Below are 2,062 nucleotides of genomic sequence, written 5' to 3'. Positions count from 1 at the left end.
GTGTTTGAAGAAATTCTTGATAGGATGAAATGGAAAACTCAGTTTAAATGTTCTGATACAATGACTGTTCTTGATGCCAATATTTTTCGATATACGAAACGTGGCCTCTAGTCTTCTTTGTAAAAACAAAAAGAGCTAGCTAAAGCTAACTCTTACCCTATGCGGAGAGAGGGACTTGAACCCTCACGACCTAAAGCGGTCACAGGATCCTTAGTCCTGCGCGTCTGCCAATTCCGCCATCCCCGCGTCGATTACTTTACTAGTATATCAACTTTCAAAATCTTTGTCAACACTTTTTTCAGATTTTTTTCATTTTTCCAACAGGCTATAGTTCAATTTCAGCAAGGTTTTCATCCAGTAATTTTGCTCCCAATGTGTTCTTAAAATGCCCAAGAGCAAACTGATGATTTTCTGGCCAAATAGAGGCAACTGCAGGCTTAACAATCTCAATTTGATAACCTAAATTATAAGCATCAATAGCCGTATGAAGGACGCAAATGTCCGTCAAAACACCTGTTAAGATAACAGTGTCAACCTGACGTTCCCGCAAACGGATATCTAAGTCCGTTCCTGAAAAAGCTGAATAGTGACGCTTATCCATCCAAAAGACACGACTATCCGCCTCATGTTCAGCATAAAAATCAGCTAGGGGGCCATAAAGGTTACGCCCACTAGTTCCGATGATGTTGTGTGGTGGAAAGAGCTTGCTTTCTGGGTGGAATGTATCCTTCTCTTCATGAGCATCAATGGTAAAAAAGACATAGTCTCCACGATCAAAAGCTAATCTAGTTACCTGATCAATGGCTTTTGATATTGCTTGAGCGGGTGCGCCAGCAGTTAGCTTTCCATGGTCTGCTACGAAATCCTCTGTATAGTCAATCGAGATTAAAGCCTTTGCCATTAGTAGTCCCTCTTTTTCACTTCCTCAAAAATATCACCAATTAGAACTTTGAGATAAGTCCCCTTCATTCCTAAAGAACGACTCTCAATAATTCCCGCCGACTCCAATTTCCGAAGCGCATTGACAATCACTGAGCGCGTAATGCCAATACGATCTGCAATAACTGATGCAGTCAGCTGCCCTTCATTCCCATCCAACTCAGCTAGAATAGCTGATACGGCACGAAGTTCTGAATAGGACAGGGTGTTGACCGCCATGGTAACAGCCGTACGGCGGCGAATATTCTTCTCGTCTTCTTCACGTTGGAAGTTCAACAGTTGAATCCCTACTACCGTGCTCGCAATCTCAACGAGAATCAAATCCTCATCTTCAAATTTCTTATCATTGCGCCAAATGATCAAGGAACCTAGGCGAATCCCTGATACATGAATCGGAGCAATCGTTGTCAACCCATCTGGAAAGTCCGCACGGCTCTCCACAGGAAAAATGGTCAAATCATGTTCAACAGGTAGATTTGCTTCCGTGTCATAAATCATGTTTGCCCCTTGTACATAGACGTCAGGGAAGGTTTTGGTTTGGAAGAATTGTTCTACACGGTCATTATTGGTCTTATAACGCATAAAGTAACCCAAGAGACGTCCCTTGTTATTCACAATACAAGCGTTACAGTCAATAATATCAGCTAACTGGCGTGTGATCGCATTGTAAGGAAGTTCATCTTGGAGTTGCTCCTCAGAGCGCTTTAGAATAGACGTGATTTTTCTTGTTTTTTCTAATAAATGTGCCATTTTTTACCTCGCATATAATCGCTTCCATTATAACATAGAAAAGTCTTTATTTCAATAATTATCTGAAAATTGCTTATTTAATTGCAATTTTGAACAGCAAAAATATTTTAGAAAAAAAGCAATTTTTTTATTGACATCCTATTTTATTTTTGATATTATAACATTATAAGAAGATGACATGATAAATCCCTTTCCGTTTCACCTATCCTTTACTATCACCATCTTCTTTTACTATCGGTCTCCTTATATATAAAAGCGATTCACAGTGTGAATCGCTTTTTTCTATTTGTCTCCTTTGTTACGAATAACAAAGCCAGTCTTCTTTTCGCTTGAAGTGTTGCGAGGTTTTTTATTGTCTTTATTACGGTACCGT

At 39.7% G+C, this 2,062-nt stretch carries 2 protein-coding genes and 1 tRNA gene; all 3 read right to left on the bottom strand.

All coding sequences use genetic code 11. The annotated features are described in order from the left end of the window. Positions 1-160: 160 nt before the first annotated feature. The 3 genes from SORDD24_RS06015 to codY all read right to left on the bottom strand — a co-directional run bounded on the left by SORDD24_RS06015 (position 161) and on the right by codY (position 1,689). Positions 161-246 (bottom strand) — tRNA-Leu (locus SORDD24_RS06015). Between the two features lie 79 nt (positions 247-325). Further along, positions 326-901: a cysteine hydrolase family protein gene (locus SORDD24_RS06010; RefSeq protein ID WP_061408637.1), complete on the bottom strand. Its 576-nt coding sequence runs from the start codon at positions 899-901 to the stop codon at positions 326-328. Then, positions 901-1,689, bottom strand: coding sequence for a GTP-sensing pleiotropic transcriptional regulator CodY (codY, locus tag SORDD24_RS06005; protein WP_000940724.1), 789 nt, complete (start codon positions 1,687-1,689; stop codon positions 901-903). Before codY ends, SORDD24_RS06010 begins: the two co-directional genes overlap by 1 nt. Positions 1,690-2,062: the final 373 nt, after the last annotated feature.

It is taken from the genome of Streptococcus oralis (assembly GCF_001579175.1).
Taxonomy (GTDB): Bacteria; Bacillota; Bacilli; order Lactobacillales; family Streptococcaceae; genus Streptococcus; species Streptococcus oralis_O.
The sequence above is the reverse complement of the archived record's forward strand: the minus strand, read 5'-3'. Positions and strand labels throughout refer to the sequence as shown.